Below are 19,596 nucleotides of genomic sequence, written 5' to 3'. Positions count from 1 at the left end.
TTAATATGGAACAAAAAACGCAATCTCTCCCTGCAAAGAAAAATATTGCCCTTGTTGCTCACGATGGCAAAAAAGCCGCGCTAAAGCTGTGGTGCGACAAACATAAAAATACACTTAGCAAGCACACCTTATACGGCACAGGTACAACGGGGCATTTAATTCAAAAAAGTACAGGGCTTGATGTTGTTCAGCTTTTAAGTGGCCCTATGGGTGGCGACCAGCAATTGGGCGCAAAAATAGCAGAGCATGAAATTCATGTTTTAATATTTTTTTGGGACCCTTTAGCTTCTCAGCCTCATGACCCTGATGTAAAAGCATTACTGCGCTTAGCGGCAGTGTGGAATATTCCTGTAGCGTGTAACGAGGTAAGTGCTGATATGCTGTTAAGCTCTCCTTTAATGGAAAACGAGCTTGAGCGTACCTTGCCAGATTACGAAAAATACCTCGCAACCCGACAAATAAGTCTTTAAGCCTTTTAAGTTACTTATAAAGCATGCTGGCCCATTTCGTCAGGCCAGCAGTTACACTACCAAAATGGTCACCATTGACCATATTAATATCACCTAAGTGCTCGCTAAGTGCTGCTTTAATTAGTGGAGACTGCGCACTGCCCCCCGTTAAATAGATAACGTCTGGTGTTGTTTGTGCATCGTTTATTGCTTGTTTTGCCAAAGTGACTATTTGGCTAATACTACTCTCTACAGCTAGCGATAAATCATAAACAGATAAGTTTTTACTAAGTTCAGTATCTAAAAAGCGCAAGTCACAGTTAAAGTCAGGTGTTGACGAAAGGGCTATTTTTGCGGCTTCACCTTGTTGAACAAGTTGATGCCCTTGCTTATTTTGTTGTAAGTTAATTAAGCGCTTATAAAGATCTGGTGCACTTACATCTCGCAACTGTGCATTAAGCTCTCGCGCCTGACTTTCACTGTAAAATTGGCTTTGCAAATTAACATCGTTAATTTTACATGCCTGCCAAAATGGCTGATTTGGCAAAGGTAATCCCGATTTAAATGTACTGCCAAGCCCTAATAAGGGCATTAACCCATGAAAGCTCAATGCAATATCTAAATCGTTTCCACCAACGCGTTTACCGCTGTGAGCTAAAAAGTCGTTATCGCGCTGACTATTTCCTCTAAAACTTGGGCCCATTTGCACAAACGAACAATCACTGGTCCCCCCACCAATATCTATAACCAACACTTTCTGATCGTGTGTTAAATCACTTTCGTAATCGATACCTGCTGCTAGCGGTTCGTATAAAAAATTAACGTCTTTAAAGCCTGCACGTTTTGCAGCTCGCTCTAAAATACCCACAGCTTGCTGGTTCGACTGTTCACCGCCTACCGCCTGAAAGTTTACAGGGCGGCCAATAACAGTTTGAGTAAGTACTTTTTCTAAAGACTGCTCTGCGCGTTGTTTTATTTTTAAAATCATTGCTGTTGCAATGTCTTCAAAAAAGTTAATTTGGCCTTGCTTTAAACCGGTTGCACCAAAAAACGATTTGGGTGACTTAACAAAGTATCCTTCTTCAGGAAATTGAACGTATTCACTAATTGCTTCACGGCCAATAAATAAGGTCTCATCTGAAGGTTGTAAATCAAGGTCTGATTTAATTCGAGGCAATGAGTTTAAAAGGGCTTGGCGTTGAAATTTAAAATCTTGTTCATGCGCGGTTCCTTTCAAATGCTTAGCAACAAAATCAACTACCAAAGCACTGTGATGCGTATAAAGTGTAGAAGGTAAGTAATGCTTGCCTTGCTCTAAAGGCACTAACTGAACATTATTATTGTTCATTACACCCATAGCACAATTTGAACTACCGTAATCAAAACCTACAAACATATACCACCACACATTACCAAAAAGGCCGCGCAATTTAGCATATTTAAGATCACTTTTAAATTGCTATATGCTTTCCCTTACTCTTAAAAAGCTAGCAAAGCGAGGAAGGCCATTTTTTGTCAACCCATGAAAACGATAGGTAACGGTGCTACCAATGGCCGGTGGGTTTTGACGTTGTGCATCGCTAAATCCTGTACCAATTGAAAATAGCTGCCCAGAGGCTGACTTAACGCGCAGCGCACCAAGCATCCCCGTGTATTTACCTTTACCCGGCAAATGAGCAATGACAACCGCCTCAGCATCAAGGTAAGGCTTTAACTTTAACAAAGCACCACTTCGTCCACTTTTGTGTTTAGCATCAGCTAAGTGCAACATAACGCCTTCTGCACCCTGCGCAGTTATGTTATTAAAATAGTCAGAAAGCTGTTTGTTATTTTTAAATCGACGCTGTTTAACAGCTTGGATATGGGGCTGATTAATGTGTGTAACAAGTTGGGAATAATTTTTATAACGCTCGCTAAAAACTAAGGTTTTATCTGGCATATCAAATATCTTGTAAGTGACGGCTTGCCAGTCTTTGTTATTTGGGATTTTAGTTCTTACTATACCGCTTAATGCAGCAAAGTGTTCTCGTTTAGTCCAAAGCTCGCCATCTAACCACGTATTGGGCAGGGATGCAGTAAACCAATGTGGTGCATTAATTATATTCCCTTTGCGAGTAACAAACTGTGTGCCCGTCCATATAGCTCTTACACCGTCAAATTTTTCGCTGACTAAATACGCACTAATATCATTGTGCTTTTCTTCATCATACACTTTGGCTAATAATACAGAAGGCTGAGAAGTATAAGCCGAGCAGCTAAACAAAATAACCGTAATTAATAACATCCATTTTATAGCAATCATTAGCGCATCCAAGCTAGGTAATAGTGACTTACACTATAGTTGAGATTGCACCCATTGCCAAAACTCATCAAGGTCACCCATGCAATAGGTCGCTTTGCTAAAGTCATGATCTTTGGTGTGGCTATTAGCAATAGCAACCACCCTTAAACTCGCATTATTTGCGGCGCTTACGCCTGTAAACGTATCTTCTATGGCTATCGCATTTTCTGACTTTACGTTTATTTGCTTTAAAGCGAGTAAATACGGGTCGCCTGCAGGCTTAGGGTTAATTACATCGTCTTTAGTAACAAGAGTATCAAACAGCTCATAAAACCCTAACCCTTTTAGAATTGGCATAGCTTCGCTTGTTGCACTTCCGGTGACAAGCGCCATTTTTAAGCCACTATTTTTAACCGCTTTTAGCGTTTGTTCTACATATGGCATAAGCGGTGGTAAGTTCGTTTTGACGTATTCACCAAATAATCGATATTTTTCAGCAGCTAAAAACTCAGCACTGACTGATAAATTATTCTCACTTTTAATTTCAATTGCCGCTTCTAGTGTAGGACGCCCTGAAAACCGCTGACAAAATTCATCTTCTAAATAACTTACCTCAAATGGCGCTAACAATGTGCTCCAACATAGAAAATGCATCGCTTCTGAATCGACTAGCGTGCCATCCATATCAAATAAAATGGCCTGTAAGCTCATGATCTCTCCTTAAATTAAAGTGCTAAAAAAAGGTGCTAGAGCACCTTTTTTTCATTATTACTGGGTTAAACCCGCCGGCGGCTCACCAAAAGCTTCTTCACCGGTTTCAATATCAACTAACTCATAACCACGGGCTTTACGAACCACCTTAAGCACAGGTTTTTCAAAAGCAGTTTTTAAGCGCTCCGAGTCATCTTTTAATTCATCAAGCGTTGTACCAAACGGTGCTGCGCCTGTTTCTGACCAGTTAGTTACTTTACCATTTAGGTTATATTCTACTTCGTGTATTTGATATTGCGCCGCTTCATCTTTTGTTGCTTCACAAAAAATCACACGGTAATTCCAAAATCCAGCCATTATATTTCTCTATCAATAAACCAATTATGCGCTACTTTAACAGCTCTAAAAGGGATCACAAAATAAAAAGCCTGCACAAGGCAGGCTTTTAAATGTAAATTTCTAATCTATTAATTAGAAAAATTTAACTTTAAATTCAGCACCAACATAACGCTCTTCATTAACAATACCCGTGTTATTGTTAAAGTCGATTGCGCCTATTGCTTGTTGCTCATCAAATAAGTTACGAACAAAACCAGCAACTTCGTATTCGTAGTCACCTTGTGCCCATCTGTAACCTGCACGAAGACCAACTTCAGTTAAAGGCTTGCCTTCAAACTCTACAGATTCATATAAGAACATGTTGATTTTGCTGCGGTAAGAAATGTCACCATTTGCAAAGAAATCACCATCTTCAAGCTCTTTAGTGTAACGAAGTGTAAAGTTAGAAATCCACTCTGGTGCATGCGGTAAGCTGTTACCGTCTAAAATTGCACGAGCTTCAGGACCAAAAGGACCTGCAACTTGGAAAGTTGGATCTGTCACAGTACACTGGCCACACACAGCTACAGCTAGGTCATTATCTTTAAGCTCAGTTTTGTTATAGCTTAAGTTAAATGTTGCATTAAGCTCGTCGCTTAATACCCACTCAGTGTCTAACTCAAAACCGTAGCCCGTGGTTTTATCTGCATTGATTAAGCGGTTAAAGTTTGCGCCACCACCTACAGCAGTCAATTGCTGATCGCTCATTGTGTAGTAGAACACAGTTGCGTTTACGCGACCTTGTCCGTCTAGCACGTCTGATTTAATACCTGTTTCGAATGAAGTCACTGTTTCAGAATCAGCGGTTGTTACTTCATCACCAAACAAAATACGACCTTGTAAGCTTGGTGCACGGAATGTGTTAGCTACACGGCTGTACCAGTTTACATCTTCGTTTACTTTGTAGTTTGCAGATAAATCCCAGCTCACGTGGCTATCGCTAACATCTTGCTCGATAAATAAAGCACCACCGCCAACAGGGCTAAGTGTACGATCTGCAGAGAAATCTTTTTTATCATCAGAGTAACGAAGACCTGCTGTTACTTTTAAATCATCCGATACAACATAATCAACCGAGCCAAATACTGCCCATGCTGTTGTGTCTTGCTGCTGTTTTACATACCCGTTTAAGGCGCCAGCATTTGGTGATGAAAACGTGTCATAGCTAAAGTTTTCAATTGTTAGCTCTTCGTCAAAGTAAAAAACGCCCACTTGATAGTTTAAGTCGCCGTCAAAGTTACTTGATAAACGAAGCTCTTGAGTAATTTGATCTTGCTCAGGGATACCATCGGCACTTTCTGAAGGGAAAGGAATAAAGCCAGGCCCCATGTAATCAGGAAGGAAGACAGCACCGTAACCACCGTCAATATCACCACGAGAGTATATTTCAGCGCTTTCCCATGCAGAGATAGACGTTATAGTGTGGTTTTCAAGATCCCACTCAAGTCTTAGACTCATACCTTCAGATTCTACTTGTTGAGTAGAACGAGCACCGGCATCTTGATATACAACATCGTGCTCATAGTTATCGACTAATTCGTTAGAACCAGACTCAATAACATTTGCGCGGAACGCGATAGGTGAACCATCTAAATCACGTGTGTGATAGTTTAATAAAGCAGAAAAATCATCGCCTTCGTATAAAAACTGAATACGTGCTGCTTTTTCAGTATAACCGCCCTGTTGATCTTTAGCTTCAAAATTAGGTGCTTGGTTATCTATGTAATCATCTTTATCTTGCCATAATAATGAAACGCGAGCAGATAAACGATCTGTTAACGCACCACCTACAGCACCTTCAGTGTCTACTGCGCCACGGCTACCGTATGAAACCGCACCGTAACCGTCGAACTCTTGGCTAGGTTTAACTGAGTCAAACTTAACAAGGCCTGCTGGCGTATTACGGCCAAATAAAGTACCTTGCGGACCACGTAATACTTCTACGCGTTCAACATCAAATACAGGAAAGCCTTTTAAAATCGCATTTTCTTGAACAACTTCATCAACAACTAACGATACAGGTTGAGACGCATTTAAATCGAAATCCGTGTTACCTAAACCACGTACGTAAAAACGTGGGAAAGAACGGCCAAATGAAGATTCGATAGACAAGCTTGGAATTTTTGCGTTCATAAAACGAATATCCATGCCTGCCGAGCTGTATGCATCAAGGTTATCACCTTGCAGTGCAGATACAGCTACAGGCACCTCTTGAGCATTTTCTACACGTTTACGCGCAGTAACTTGAATAACTTCTAATTGGTTATTTTTTTTAGCCGTTTCTTCTTCAGCAGCAAATGAAGAAACAGAAGTGCCAGCAGCAGATAATAGTGCGGCATTAATGATTGTCGCTATTGCAGATTTTTTAATTGCTTTCATGTCGGGTTTTAACCTTTTGTATGCACTCTTGATCAACGATTTTTTGTGTTGCGCAATGTATTCATTGCGGGCTCGTACAATTTTTCGCGACTTGGCTATATGCGCGCGGACCTCATTATCGAGAGTACAAAAACGAAATAATGAGGCTGAACGAACGAGTGAGATTATACCACTGTGTGATAAATTTACTGCATAAAATCTTTGTAATTTTGAAACTTTTTTGCAACATTTAACCACAAGATAGCGGCTTTTTATTACTTTTTAGATGTAAAAACCCAATTATAAGGACATATGTCCTTATCAATAAAACTGCAAATAAAGTAGCAATTTTAAAGTTTTAACTTAAAAACCTAACTTAGGTACGCTTTTTGCTAACGAAGAAAAAACCGCACTAGGCGGTTTTTTCCTCAATGCTTTATCACGTTCGTTTTAAGGCTATTTCTCCATCTATATGAATGTCTCGTTGAGGGAACGCAATCACTACATTATTTTGCTCAAATACATCGTACAGACTAAAGCGAATATCACTGCGCACGGTTCTAAGCATGGTTTCAGATTCAGCACATACCCAAAAAACAGCGTTAAAAACTAATGAGCTATCGGCAAAGTCGTCAAATAGCACTGCCGATTTTGGTGTTTTTAAAATCGCTTTATGCTCATCAAGCACCTGTTGGATGAGTTTTTTAACTAAAACTACATCCGATCCATAAGCAACACCTACGCTTACCGACGAGCGTGCATTACCATCAATTAACGTCCAGTTTGTTACTGTGTTTTCTAGTAATTGGCTGTTGGGGATCAACATATGTACGCCATCATTTCGACGAATCCGCGTTGAACGTGTATTTATAGTTTCGACGACCCCCTTGGCACTGCCTACTTCTAAAAAGTCACCTATTCGAATAGGACGCTCCCACATTAATATCCAACCGCTTATAAAGTTATTAATTATATTTTGCGCACCAAACCCCACACCTATTGCAATAGCACCCGATACAAATGCAAAAGCCGTTAATGGAATATTTAATACTTCTAGCGAGGTAAAAACTAATATGGCGATACTTAAAATAAAATAAATACGCGTGAATAAATGAACAGCATCTTGGCTTATTTTTTTGGCGAGTAGAGTTCTTTTTATTAACTTACCAATGTGTGTCACCACAAACCACATTGCAAATAAAATAAGTGGCACCTGAATTATTTTTGCCACTGTGAGTTGTATATCGTTGTAACTAAATACAACAAAAGAAAGGATTTCGTTTATTTGTTCTAAATTCATTTATTTTCCAATCAGGGGGTCTTTAATATTATTATAGAGTGAATGTGTTTTAATTAACTAACATTAGCACGCCACAATGCAATTTAACTGACTTTAAAAATTGCACTTTGTTATTTTGCAGTACTTGTGCCACCAAAAAACAAACAACACAAGCTACTTTTACCTACCTAAACATCTATTTTTAGCTAATTTGCGTTTAAATCCTGCATAATCTCGATAAACTTTATTGTATATAAATCAAAATTTGGTAAGTTAAGTGGGTTTTTCGACTCGAAAAGCCTATTCCGGCTAATCTTTCTATGGAGTTATTATGCGTAAAACCCTAATCGCCACTACAATTGCTAGTGCATTATTACTATCTGCCTGTTCAGAAAATAAATCAGAAACACAAACAATGGCAAAAGAAAGCGCAGCACAAGTGCAAGACGTAAACGCAAGCAATGTGTTATTCAAACCAAGTCCTTTACAATACATGGCACCTGAGTTTGATAAATTTGGTACTAAAGATTACGAAGCTGTATTCGACGCGGGTATTGCAGAGCATACAGCTCAAATTCAAGCAATTGCTAATAACCCAGAGCCAGCAACATTTAAAAACACATTAGTTGAAATGGAACTATCTGGTGAGTTATTGAACCGTGTATCAACGGCATTTTATAACTTATCGGGCCTAATTTCAGATGACGAATACCAGCGCATTAGTAAAAAAATGGCGCCAGTATTATCGGCTCACTCTGATGACATTTATTTAAACGGTGCTTTATTTGAGCGCGTTCAAACAATCTATGATAACCAAGCAGCACTAAGCGCTGAAGATCAACGCCTTGTTGACTTTTACTACAAGCAGTTTGTAAAAGCCGGTGCTAAATTAAGTGACGAAGAAAAAGCAAAAATGCGCGAAATTAACGCACAACTTGCTAACTTATCTACTGCGTTTTCGCAAAACGTTTTAAAATCGTTTAAAGAAGATGTAATTGTTGTTACTGACAAGTCTAAACTTGCAGGCCTTTCTGAGGGTGAAATTGCAGGCCTAGCAGCTGCAGCTAAAAAAGCAGGCAAAGAAGGTTACATAATCACGCTTGTGAACACCACGCAACAGCCTATTTTATCAAGCCTTGAAAACCGCGAGTTACGTGAGCAAATTTTTACTGCCTCAGCAAACCGTGCAGCACAAACAAATGGCCCTATCATCATTGAAGAAACAAACTTACGTGCACAAAAAGCAGAGCTTTTAGGCTACAAAGATTGGGCTTCGTATGTAATGACCTCGCGTATGGCGCAAACAACTGAAAATGTATACGGCATTTTAGATGACCTTGCCCCTAAAGCAGTTGAAAAAGCAAAAATTGAAGCAGCAGCTATCCAAAAAGTAATTAATGATTCGGGCGAAAGCTTCGAACTTAAACCTTGGGATTGGGCATTTTACGCTGAAAAAGTACGTGCTGAAAAATACGACCTAGACCCTGCGTTAGTTAAACCTTACTTTGAAATGAGCTCAGTAATTAACGATGGTTTATTCTTTGCGATGAATAAACTATACGGTATTACGTTCAAAGAACGTCAAGACTTACCGGTTTACCACGAAGATGTAACCGTTTATGAAGTATTCAACGCTGACGGCAGTGCAATTGGTTTATTTTACATGGACCCATACGCACGTGAAGGCAAGCGTGGCGGCGCATGGATGAGTGCATACGTAAGCCAAAGCGGCTTAAAAGGCACTAAACCTGTTATTTATAACGCGCAAAATATTCCAAAGCCTGCTGAAGGCGAGCCAACGCTTATGACCTTTGACGAAGTGTCGACTATGTTCCATGAATTTGGTCATGCGGCTCACGGTTTATTCTCAGATGTTAAATACCCAAGCCTTGCTGGCACTGCAACAGCGCGTGACTTTGTTGAATTTCCATCTCAAGCACATGAAGATTGGATGATTGAGCCTAGCGTACTTGCAAATTACGCTAAGCACTACAAAACAGGTGAGCCAATTCCACAAGCATTGCTTGATAAAGTATTAGCATCGCAAAAATTCAACCAAGGTTTTGGTACGACTGAATATTTAGCGGCTGCTTTACTGGATATGGAATGGCATTCATTTGGTTCAGATAAGAAAATCAATGATGTTCAAGAGTTTGAAAACGCAGCGCTAAAAGCTCATGGTATTGATTACTACCCTGTACCACCGCGTTATAAATCAAACTACTTTAGCCATACATTTGCCGGCGGTTACTCTGCGGGTTACTACGCATACCTTTGGACTGAAGTATTTGCAGCCGATGCATTTGCACACATGGAAAACAACGGTGGTTTAACACGTGAAAACGGCGACAACTTCCGTAAAGAAATCTTATCAAAAGGTAATAGCCGTGACTTAATGCAAAGCTACATTGAGTTTAGAGGTCAAAAACCAACAACCGACGCACTACTTAAGCGCCGTGGTTTAGTAGAATAATAACTTAACTTATTATTTTTAATATAAAAGCCCGCTTGCGGGCTTTTATTGTTTATACCTTAATTTATAACAGATAAACTTAGCCAATTAGTTATTACACAATGATGGTTATGGGCTATTTATTTGCAGTGACCCTACTTTGGGCATTTTCGTTTAGTTTAATTGGCGTATATTTAGCTGGGCACGTTGATGCATGGTTTAGCGTATTAATCCGTGTTGCGCTAGCTACATTGGTATTTTTACCGTTTATCAAACGCCTTCCTCCCGCCACCGCAATCAGGCTTATGTTGATAGGCGCTGTGCAACTTGGGGTTATGTACAGTTTTTACTACCACTCATTTTTGTTTTTAAGCGTCCCTGAAGTATTGCTTTTTACTGTTATGACGCCGCTCTATATTACTTTATTAAACGATACCCTTAACAAACAGTTTAATCCGCAATTTTTTATTGTTGCCTTAATTGCCGTGCTGGGTGCAGTAGCAATTCGTTATGAAAATCTCGACAATGACTTTTGGCTAGGGCTGTTGCTTGTACAAGGAGCCAATTTAAGTTTTGCAACTGGGCAAGTTACATACAAACGGTTAATCCAAGGCAAGCAGCTTGACGACAAGGCGGCATTTAGCTGGTTTTTTATTGGCGCCCTTATTGTTGCAGGCTTATGTTACGCATTATTTGGTAACTCGAGTAAGCTGCCAAGCACAAATACACAATGGGGGATTTTAATTTATTTAGGGATAGTGGCCTCAGGCTTGGGTTATTTTTTATGGAATAAAGGCGCAACGCTTGTCAATGTTGGGGCGTTGGCGGTCATGAATAACTTACTCATCCCTGCCGGTATTATTGTTAATATTGTTATTTGGAATAGAGATGCCGATATTTTTAGGCTAAGTATTGGTGCAGCAATAATGCTTTTAGCGTTAGTGGTTAATCAGATAATGACGAAAAAATAAGTTCACTTTTCTGTCGTTTAATTGTCATTAAGAGTTACTAAGGTAGTGCAACTTTTATTTTTTAAGGATAAACAATGAAGCGTATTACCTTATCTGCCAGTTGCCTTCTAATTGTTGCACTTACCGGTTGTGACGATGAAGTTAAAGTAGTCGAAAAAGACGTTTTAGTAACTAACACTGAAGTTGAAATTGTAGAAGTACCCACGCCAGTCGTTGTAGAAGTGGCCCAAGGTAGCAATGTTCAACTTGGCACACGCCCTGATTATTTAATTAACGACATGGCGCCAAGCGAGTTAAAAACACAATTAGCATCATGCCAAGATGGCCCATTTTATAAGACAGACTTTTCAATTGGGCATCGCGGTGCCCCAATGCAATACCCTGAACATACTAAAGAATCTTATATTGCAGCAGCGCGAATGGGCGCAGGTATTGTAGAGTGCGATGTAACGTTTACAAACGATAAAGAACTAGTGTGTCGCCACTCACAATGTGACTTACATACTACCACTAACATTTTAGCTATCCCAGAACTTGCCGCCAAATGCAGTGTGCCATTTACCCCAGCCGATCCAAATACCGGGGCTTCCGCTTCAGCAAAGTGCTGTACAAGCGATATTAGCCTGAGCGAATTTTTAACCCTTGAAGGAAAAATGGATGGTGCGAATCCTAAAGCCACCACAGTGGCAGAATACCTTGACGGCACCCCAAATTGGCGTACCGATTTATACTCAAAAACAGGAACGCTATTAACCCACAAGCAAAGTATTGAGTTATTTAAAGAGTTGGGTGTAAAAATGACCCCAGAGCTTAAGTCGCCTCAAGTTAGCATGCCTTTTGATGGTATGAGCCAAGAACAATACGCACAAAAAATGCTTGATGAGTACACGCAATTAGATGTTCCCGCAAATCAGGTATACCCACAATCGTTTAATTTAGACGATGTTAAATATTGGATTAACACCAACCCTGAATTTGCAGATCAAAGTGTTTATTTAGATGGTCGCGATAGTGAAGCTGGTTTTGACCCGAGCAATCCAGCAACATGGCAACCAAGCATGGCTGAACTGGTTGCTGACGACGTTAAAATACTTGCGCCTCCCATTTGGATGATGCTTACCATCGATAACGATAACAATATTGTTCCTTCACAATACGCAATTGACGCAAAAGCGGCAGGTTTGAAGCTCATAGCATGGAGCCTTGAGCGCTCAGGGCCGCTAAATGAAGGGGGTGGTTATTATTATCAGTCAATTGCTGATGTAATCAATAACGATGGCGATATGATGACTGTAGTTGATGTTTTAGCAAAACAAGTGGGTGTAATGGGTATATTTTCTGATTGGCCGGCCACGGTAAGCTACTACGCAAGCTGTAATAAAATGCCAGCTAGCATTTAAAAACGCATTTCAGCGGTCGTTTATTCTGCTGCGCTCAGTTACCATAAAGGAATTACCCAACCTTTTTAACTGAGCGCTTTTATGATCATCCAACAACATAATACCGACTTACCAACGCCAACAGGCCTAATGCGAACCACAGTGTATCGTCCACAAGCCGATGGGCAGTTTCCTGCCATTGTTTTTTATTCTGAGATTTTTCAGCAAACGGCTCCTATTGCTCGAAGTGCCGCACTTTTGGCAAGCCATGGTTTTGTTGTACTCGTGCCTGAGGTATTTCATGAGTTAAACCCTATAGGGACTGTACTTGCTTACGATGATGCAGGTAAAGACAAAGGCAATGCGGATAAGTGGAAAAAACCGCTTGAGCATCACGATAGCGACACACAAACATTAATCGATTTTGTAAAATCGCAGCAGTATTGCTCAGGTTCAGTGGGGGCGATGGGCGTATGTATTGGCGGACATTTAGCTTACAGAGCTGCACTTAATCCCCAAATTAAAGCAGCGTTTTGCTTATACGCAACGGATATTCACAGCAATACATTACCAGCTCAAGAAGGAAACAATTCATTTGAGCGCATGGCCGATATACAAGGTGAAATACATTTTATTTGGGGTAAACAAGACCCTCATGTACCACAAGAAGGCCGCAGTAAAATTTATCAGCAATGTGTAACGACAGGCATTAACTACCAGTGGCAAGAAGTTAACGCGCAACATGCCTTTATACGTGATGAAGGTGAGCGATACGACGGTGCATTGGCAATCGCAATGTACCAACAAGCCGTGGCGCTATTTAATCGCACTTTATAAACACTTAAAAAAACGTCTTACTAAGTACTTTTCAGCATACCCAGCGCGGTATGCTGCTTTACAAAGTAGGCTTTTAAATAATCAATAAATAACCTAAGTTTTTTAGAGCCTGTAGCGCCAGGCGGAAACACCCCGTAAAGCTCAATATCTTTAGTTTTGTAATCGTCTAATATGATCTCTAGTAGCCCAGCTTGCACTTTTGGCCAGGCATCATATAAAGGAATACGGCCAAGGCCATGCCCTGCCTCTACAAATGCCGTGCGTGCTGCCGCATTATTTGTGCTTAAACCACCTTGCATTGTAATGTCGTGTTTTTTGCCATCTTTTTGAAGCGTTAAAGTTTTACTCCCCAACTGATACACAACCCATTTATGCGCTTTTAACTCAGCTGGCGTTTTAGGTTTACCAAAATAGTTAAAGTAATCTGAAGAGCCACAAATACAGGTACTCATTGTGGTCAGTTTTGTCGCTTGTAAGTTTGAGTCACTTAACGCAACACCTCGAATGGCAATATCAAAACCATTTTTTATTATATCTACTACGTCGTCGGTTAGCTGTAGGTCGATTTCAATTTTTGGATATTGGCGCTTAAACGTATTTATAGCGGGTACAATTAATTGCATCCCTACATTAACGGGGCAACTCACTTTAAGTAAACCTTGCGGCTCGCTTTTTATATTCTCTATTTGTTGATTAGCGGCATTGGCTTGCTCAGTAATAACGCGACAACGCTCGTAGTACGCTATACCGGCCTCTGTAAGTGTCATTGTGCGAGTAGAGCGGTTTAAAAGTGTAACTTCAAGCTGGGTTTCTAATTTTTTTAAGTGATAGCTTGCCACAGCACGTGTTAAACCTAATTGCTTAGCGGCGGCTGTTAAACTTCCCTGCTCTACAATTTGTGCAAACACCACCATACTTTTTAATTGCTCAAACGACACTTTCATGGCTTTTCCGCCTAGTTAAAATTCAACCTACTCATTGTATCAATTATTAAACCAATAAAGTCAAATTTATCATCGTTGTTTAAAGTAATTTAAATGCATATAGTAATGATACGAGTTTGGTGAATACCAAATACTAATTAACTCAATTATCGAAGGAATATAGTTATGGCTAAAAAAATACTTATGGTACTTACTTCACATGCGGATCTTGGTAACACAGGTGAAAAAACCGGTTTTTGGGTTGAAGAATTTGCAGCACCTTACTACGCATTTGTTGATGCTGGCGCTGAAGTGACACTTGCGTCTCCTGCTGGTGGCCAACCGCCAATTGACCCTACAAGCACACTTGCTGATTTTCAAACCGATGCAACTAAACGTTACGATGCAGACAGCGCAGCGCAAGCGCTAATGGCCAACACACATGCACTAAGCGAAGTAAACTCAAGCGATTACGACGCAGTATTTTACCCAGGCGGCCACGGCCCATTATGGGATTTAGTAGATAACACCGATTCTGTATCACTAATTGAAAGTTTTGTTAAAGAAGAAAAACCAGTTGCTGGCGTTTGTCATGCAAGTGCTGTGTTTTTAAATGTTAAAGATGCAGACGGCAACGCATTGGTAGCAGGTAAAAAAGTGACTGGTTTCACCAACAGTGAAGAAGAAGCTGTACAACTGACCGACGTAGTTCCTTTTTTAGTGGAAGACGAGCTAATCAAAAAAGGTGGCGACTACCAAAAAACTGAAGATTGGGGTGTACTTGCCCTAGAAGATGGTTTGCTGATAACGGGTCAAAACCCTGCAAGCTCAGAGCTTGCTGCTAAAAAACTATTAACTAAATTGGGTTAATAGCATTTAAATACTAAAGGCCAACGCGGCCTTAATTAAGCACAGCATTTGAGCTGTGCTTTTTATTTGCTTTTCATTACCAAATACAATTCCTATACTGGCAACTGTTTAAGGTCAATTAGGGAAATTTATGACAACCAAGCCTACGTCTCTGTCATTACTAACAACGACTCGCTTTGCTATATTTAGCATTGTCGCTGCTTGCTTTGTACTTCAAGTTATTAATAGCCTTCCTGGTATAAACCTTAATGGTTTAGGTATTTACCCGCGCAGCATACAAGGATTAATAGGCATACTTTGCGCTCCCTTTTTACACGGTAGCTGGTGGCACTTTGCCAGTAACATGCTGCCTTTTGCGGTGCTCAGCTGGCTCATTTGTCAATACAGTGTTAAACGGTTCTACTCTGTATTTATTTTCACCGCACTTTTGGGCGGGTTATTAGTCTGGGCATTTGGCCGTAGTAGCCTTCATGTTGGTTTGAGCGGCGTAATATACGGGTTGTGGGGTTTTATTCTCTGCTATGGCGTGGTCAGGCGTTCGCTAAAATCAATCATAATCGCTATCGTTGTTGCCATACTTTATAGCGGATTTATTTGGGGCGTATTGCCGCAACGCTTTCATATTTCGTTTGAAAGCCACTTATTCGGAGCCCTAAGCGGGTTGTTTTTGGGTTATAAATTAGCAAAAGCAGATAGACAAAAAGGTTTGTAAAAAATTATTTTAAGTGAATCAATCTAACAGTGAGGTTATTTATGAGCGATACAAACGATTACACACCAGCCAAAGTGTGGACGTGGGAAAGTGAAAGTGGCGGTAAGTTTGCCAGTATTAATAGACCCATAGCTGGGGCAACTCATGACAAAACCTTGCCTATTGGCGAGCATTCATTTCAACTGTACTCGCTGGCAACGCCTAATGGCCAAAAAGCCGCTATTATGTTTGAAGAACTTTTAGAGCTTGGCCTTAATGATGCGCAATACGATGCTTATCTAATTAATATTGGCGAGGGAGATCAGTTTGGTTCTGACTTTGTTGATATTAATCCAAACTCAAAAATCCCTGCGTTACTCGATCACTCAACAACACCGCCAACTCGTGTATTTGAGTCGGGCTCTATTTTGCAATATTTAGGTGAAAAATTTAACGCACTTATACCCAAAAGCCTTGTAGCAAAAACCGAGTGCCGTAACTGGTTATTTTGGCAAATGGGCTCTGCACCCTACTTAGGTGGCGGATTTGGCCACTTTTATAGCTATGCGCCAAGTAAGATGCAATACCCCATTGACCGCTTTACTATGGAAACCAAACGCCAACTCGATGTACTTAATCAGCATTTAAGCAATAACGACTACATGGCAGGTGATGAATATTCAATTGCCGACATTGCTATTTGGCCTTGGTATGGCTCACTTGTTTTAGGCGACTTGTACGATGCTGCTGAGTTTTTAGACGTTGCCTCTTATACGCATGTTGTTAGATGGGCCAAACAAATTTCTGAGCGTCCAGCGGTTAAAAGAGGTCGTCGTGTTAATCGCACATGGGGGCCCGAGGAAGAGCAGTTAGCTGAACGACATAGCGCAGACGACTTTAAATAAAGTGCTAGAATGCATCAAAAAAGCCAGCTTAAATGCTGGTTTTTTATGTCCGCTATAAATATGGCGCTACTAAAATGATCACATTAACCTGCCTGAAAGTAGAATATTTAAACATATCAACCTAGTATAAATTTACTTACCTAAAAGCAGTGTAAAGCCGTGGTCAAACTAACAAAAGAGCAAATTTATAAGCGCCTTAACAATGAAGAAGATGCTAAAGCCTGCAAAGAAATTGATGAGTCTGCATGTAAAGAGGTGCCCGGTAACTTCATTATTTTATTACTGAGTCAGCTGTTTAGTAAGTTTGCAGACGCACTACTCAACCCCAAAGTTACGCTTCCCTGGTTAATGCATAGCTTAAACGTACCTGGCAGCTTTATAGCGTGGCTTGTGCCAATAAGGGAGTCTGGCTCTTTACTTCCGCAGTTGGCCATTGCCGATGTGATCCGCAAATTATCTGTTCGTAAATGGGTGTGGGTAATTGGCGCTATTGCGCAATCGATATGTATATTAGCCATGGTAGGCGTTGCTTTTGTATTAGAGGGAAAACAAGCAGGCTTCGCTATTTTAGGTTTGTTAATATTATTTAGTTTAGCGCGAGGCTTTAATTCAGTCGCAGCAAAAGATGTACTGGGTAAAGTGATCCCCAAAAAACAGCGAGGCAATATTAGCGGCTTAGCGGCAAGTATTGCAGGTTTGGCAACCCTAACCTTTGGACTACTGATGTGTTTTTTTTCACAGCAGAAAGAACAAAACACAGTATTAATTGCCTTGGTATTGGGCGCAATAATGTGGATTGTGGCGGCCTTTTTTTATAGCCGCATAAATGAATACAAAGGGGCCACCGACGGTGGGAAAAACGGGCTACTGCATGCATTTACAAAACTTAAACTCCTTTACCAAGATAAGCAATTTGCCCACTTTGTTGTCACACGTGCTTTTTTATTGTGCTCAGCTTTAAGCGCGCCATTTTATATTATTTTAGCGAGTCGCCAATCGTTTGAGTTTTCGTTACTTGCAACATTTATTGCTGTATCGGGGTTAGCCAGTTTAGTGTCCGCGCCAATTTGGGGGCGATTAAGCGACCTATCAAGCCAACGAGTTTTAGTACTTAGTGCCATGCTTGTAACTTTTAATGGCTTAACGGTATTTGTTATTGCAACCTGGTTTAACCATTTATTGAGTGTTTGGTGGCTACTGCCTACGCTTTACTTTTTACTCTCTGTTGCTCACCAAGGTGTTCGCCTTGGCCGCAAAACGTATTTAGTCGATATGGCACAAGGAAACAAGCGCACCGACTATGTTGCAGTAAGTAACACGGTTATTGGCGTACTTTTACTCATGTTAGGCAGCATTGGATTACTTGAGAGCTTTTTATCTACCGCTGAACTTATTTTGCTCTACAGCCTGCTTGGGTTTTGTGGCGCCATTAGTGCATTATTTTTACCTAAAATAGAGTAATTCTAACCATACCAACTTGCACAAATACCTAAAGCAGCTTACTTGATTAAACTGCACTGTGGACAATAAACCTATCTTTAGCAAATATGTTCAGCTCTTAGGTTAATTAAGCTAACTAGCATAAACATTTTATTACAATTACTTACACCCTAACGTTAGTTTTTGCCGTAGGCTGAAAAGAGTTAAATATTCGCCTACTTAAAACTATACAAAGGGATTTACCATGTTAAAACCGTTTAGTGCATTACTTATATTGCTTGCGCCTAGTACTTTATTAGCGCAAACCATGTCGATTAAAACCACTGAAGGGTTAGTAACAACCGACTCGACAACATTATTTGCTTTTAACAAAGAGCTTAAGCAGCTAGAACGCATTGATTTACTATCAGCACAAAACTCTCAGCTCGTTCTGCCTGACAATGCAATTGGTTTTGACGTGGCAACACTTGCGAATACAAATGATAAGCAAGCGCTTGTGGTAGCAAGTGACGGCATTTACAAAGCGGATAAAGAAAAACCTTCACTTTTATTTGCATATACATCAGTAATAAACCAGTTAGAAGTAACAGAGTTTGAAAAAATAAACTTTATCATTGATGCCAACAAAGATGGTCTGAGTGATATTTTGCTTCCAGACTTAAACCAAACAACCCTTTATATTCAAACTAACAACGGCCAATTTACCCCTCATACTTTTGAAAAAAAGACGCAGTTTACTGGTGATTTTTCAAAAGATGGTCTCACCCTTGAGGTTGATATTAATAACCAACCTACAATTACGGATTTTAATCACGACGGCCTAAATGACTTAGTGTTTTTAAATAAACAAGGCGCCGATGTGCTTTACGCAAATACTAATGGTTACAACAAAGCCATGGCTGACGTTAATTTTAATATTGAGTTGGGCGAGCTTAGTAACGGTGAAAAACGCAAAATAAAGCAGCTTCTTGATATAAACAACGATGGCTATTTAGACTTTATTACCAAGCAATATAAGCCAGTGGAAGGTATGGATTCGCTCGATATTGACATAGCGCATAACCTTTATTTGGGTAATAAAACAGGGTTTAGTCAAACACCTATTAAATTGTTAAATACCAGCGGCCCTAGTCAGCTTGTATTTGAAACAGACTTTAATAACGATGGCTTAATAGACCTGCAAACAATGGACTTAGACATTGGCCTTGGCACTATTGCCTCTATGGCTATGGGCGGTGGTAAAACTGACGTAGATGTAGAAATGAATATATATAAGCAACAAACCGATGGCTCATTTGCTAGTAAATCAAGTATAGAAATTGACCTTGAGATGGAAATAAATATGAGCAATGGCGATGCAACCCCACCTTTATACATAGGCGATATAAACGGGGATGACAAAACTGATGCGGTATATAAATACAGCAAAAAAACGCTCTATGTTTACTACGGCGAAGAGAACAATTTGCTGAACAAAAAGCGTAAAAAAATAAAGTTAACCCTACCTAAAAAAAGTAAAGATATTTTGTTAGTTGACATTAACCAAGACGGTAAAAAAGACTTTGTATTTAAATTTACCGAAGAAGATGGCACCAGTAAAATTAAAACCCGCTTAAACTAACCACCTATACAAAAAGCCCAGTATTACTGGGCTTTTAATGTCAGCTTTTAC

Annotated in this window: 17 protein-coding genes; 10 read left to right on the top strand and 7 right to left on the bottom strand. The window is 40.1% G+C overall.

What is annotated here, in order from left to right; translation table 11 throughout:
• Positions 1-5 precede the first annotated feature (5 nt).
• Positions 6-470 (top strand): methylglyoxal synthase, encoded by a 465-nt coding sequence (locus tag PS1M3_RS04140; protein ID WP_006791424.1) that lies wholly within the window; start codon positions 6-8, stop codon positions 468-470.
• 10 nt (positions 471-480) lie between these two features.
• On the opposite strand, the gene yegD is transcribed toward PS1M3_RS04140, so the two are convergent.
• From yegD to PS1M3_RS04110, 6 genes are all read right to left on the bottom strand, one after another.
• Complete coding sequence (gene yegD, locus PS1M3_RS04135; RefSeq protein ID WP_203986421.1) at positions 481-1,845, bottom strand: molecular chaperone; 1,365 nt, start codon at positions 1,843-1,845, stop codon at positions 481-483.
• A gap of 63 nt (positions 1,846-1,908) precedes the next feature.
• Positions 1,909-2,751 carry a DNA ligase gene (locus tag PS1M3_RS04130; RefSeq protein WP_203986419.1) on the bottom strand — a complete coding sequence of 281 codons (843 nt, stop codon included), beginning with the start codon at positions 2,749-2,751 and terminating at the stop codon, positions 1,909-1,911.
• A gap of 33 nt (positions 2,752-2,784) precedes the next feature.
• Positions 2,785-3,441: an HAD family phosphatase gene (locus tag PS1M3_RS04125; RefSeq protein ID WP_203986416.1), complete on the bottom strand. Its 657-nt coding sequence runs from the start codon at positions 3,439-3,441 to the stop codon at positions 2,785-2,787.
• A 57-nt stretch (positions 3,442-3,498) separates the two neighbouring features.
• Positions 3,499-3,798, bottom strand: coding sequence for a hypothetical protein (locus PS1M3_RS04120; RefSeq protein ID WP_006791428.1), 300 nt, complete (start codon positions 3,796-3,798; stop codon positions 3,499-3,501).
• Positions 3,799-3,912: 114 nt separating this feature from the next.
• Entirely contained in the window at positions 3,913-6,198 is a 2,286-nt protein-coding gene (locus PS1M3_RS04115; protein ID WP_203986413.1) for a TonB-dependent receptor, read from the bottom strand.
• A 418-nt stretch (positions 6,199-6,616) separates the two neighbouring features.
• Positions 6,617-7,477, bottom strand: a complete 861-nt coding sequence (locus PS1M3_RS04110) for a mechanosensitive ion channel family protein (RefSeq protein ID WP_006791430.1) — start codon at positions 7,475-7,477, stop codon at positions 6,617-6,619.
• A gap of 310 nt (positions 7,478-7,787) precedes the next feature.
• Between PS1M3_RS04110 and PS1M3_RS04105 the strand changes: the two genes are divergently transcribed.
• The 4 genes from PS1M3_RS04105 to PS1M3_RS04090 all read left to right on the top strand — a co-directional run bounded on the left by PS1M3_RS04105 (position 7,788) and on the right by PS1M3_RS04090 (position 13,095).
• Positions 7,788-9,929, top strand: a complete 2,142-nt coding sequence (locus PS1M3_RS04105) for a M3 family metallopeptidase (protein ID WP_203986410.1) — start codon at positions 7,788-7,790, stop codon at positions 9,927-9,929.
• A 101-nt stretch (positions 9,930-10,030) separates the two neighbouring features.
• Positions 10,031-10,879, top strand: a complete 849-nt coding sequence (locus PS1M3_RS04100) for a DMT family transporter (protein WP_203986407.1) — start codon at positions 10,031-10,033, stop codon at positions 10,877-10,879.
• Between the two features lie 74 nt (positions 10,880-10,953).
• Entirely contained in the window at positions 10,954-12,279 is a 1,326-nt protein-coding gene (locus PS1M3_RS04095; RefSeq protein WP_203986404.1) for a glycerophosphodiester phosphodiesterase family protein, read from the top strand.
• An 81-nt stretch (positions 12,280-12,360) separates the two neighbouring features.
• Entirely contained in the window at positions 12,361-13,095 is a 735-nt protein-coding gene (locus tag PS1M3_RS04090) for a dienelactone hydrolase family protein (protein WP_203986401.1), read from the top strand.
• Positions 13,096-13,115: 20 nt separating this feature from the next.
• On the opposite strand, the gene PS1M3_RS04085 is transcribed toward PS1M3_RS04090, so the two are convergent.
• Positions 13,116-14,039 (bottom strand): LysR family transcriptional regulator, encoded by a 924-nt coding sequence (locus PS1M3_RS04085; RefSeq protein WP_039037780.1) that lies wholly within the window; start codon positions 14,037-14,039, stop codon positions 13,116-13,118.
• A 165-nt stretch (positions 14,040-14,204) separates the two neighbouring features.
• On the opposite strand from PS1M3_RS04085, the gene PS1M3_RS04080 reads away from it, so the two are divergent.
• The 5 genes from PS1M3_RS04080 (at position 14,205) to PS1M3_RS04060 (ending at position 19,545) form a co-directional block, all read left to right on the top strand.
• Positions 14,205-14,888: a type 1 glutamine amidotransferase domain-containing protein gene (locus tag PS1M3_RS04080; protein ID WP_006791436.1), complete on the top strand. Its 684-nt coding sequence runs from the start codon at positions 14,205-14,207 to the stop codon at positions 14,886-14,888.
• Between the two features lie 130 nt (positions 14,889-15,018).
• Positions 15,019-15,600, top strand: coding sequence for a rhomboid family intramembrane serine protease (locus PS1M3_RS04075; protein WP_058429567.1), 582 nt, complete (start codon positions 15,019-15,021; stop codon positions 15,598-15,600).
• Positions 15,601-15,641: 41 nt separating this feature from the next.
• On the top strand, positions 15,642-16,484 hold the full coding sequence (gene yghU, locus PS1M3_RS04070; protein ID WP_203986398.1) for a glutathione-dependent disulfide-bond oxidoreductase: 843 nt from the start codon (positions 15,642-15,644) through the stop codon (positions 16,482-16,484).
• 159 nt (positions 16,485-16,643) lie between these two features.
• Positions 16,644-17,945 carry an MFS transporter gene (locus tag PS1M3_RS04065; protein ID WP_203986395.1) on the top strand — a complete coding sequence of 434 codons (1,302 nt, stop codon included), beginning with the start codon at positions 16,644-16,646 and terminating at the stop codon, positions 17,943-17,945.
• 223 nt (positions 17,946-18,168) lie between these two features.
• Positions 18,169-19,545, top strand: a complete 1,377-nt coding sequence (locus PS1M3_RS04060) for a VCBS repeat-containing protein (protein ID WP_203986393.1) — start codon at positions 18,169-18,171, stop codon at positions 19,543-19,545.
• Positions 19,546-19,596 lie beyond the last annotated feature (51 nt).

The sequence above is a fragment of the Pseudoalteromonas sp. PS1M3 genome (assembly GCF_016865405.1).
GTDB classification, from domain to species: domain Bacteria; phylum Pseudomonadota; class Gammaproteobacteria; order Enterobacterales; family Alteromonadaceae; genus Pseudoalteromonas; species Pseudoalteromonas marina.
Note: the sequence above shows the minus strand (reverse complement) of the source record. Positions and strands in the feature narration are given on the sequence as shown.